Raw genomic sequence first — 387 nt, forward strand, 5'->3', positions numbered from 1 at the left:
CAATAGACATTATCAAGTGAGGAACGCATCACTCCCTTGCTGGTAGAGGCGTGGATAAATTGGTTGTTGGTATCGTAAATACCTACATGCAAACCATTTTGTCCGGACCCCGTTTTGAAAAAGACCAGGTCACCTGGCAGCAACTCGTCTTTATCAATTTGCGTGCCAATAGAGGCTTGTTGTTTGGTTTCACGGGGCAGCTGCAAATCGAAACGATCGCGCATCGTCACAACCACAAATCCCGAACAGTCCACACCGCGCCGCGTCATGCCACCATAACGATACGGCGTGCCATGCCAGCTTTGTAGCTGGTCGTTCAAACCGGCAATAACGGTAATCGAATCAGAAAGTCTGGCATTTGGCGGCGGTGCTTTATGGTGGCTACAC

Annotated in this window: 1 protein-coding gene; it reads right to left on the reverse strand. The window is 49.9% G+C overall.

The genetic code is table 11. The features are described from left to right. The coding region (locus I6F12_RS37080; protein ID WP_225158556.1) for an NlpC/P60 family protein at positions 1-387 on the reverse strand (387 nt) is incomplete at both ends.

The sequence above is a fragment of the Bradyrhizobium sp. IC4059 genome (assembly GCF_020193615.1).
In the GTDB taxonomy this organism is placed as follows: domain Bacteria; phylum Pseudomonadota; class Alphaproteobacteria; order Rhizobiales; family Xanthobacteraceae; genus Bradyrhizobium; species Bradyrhizobium yuanmingense.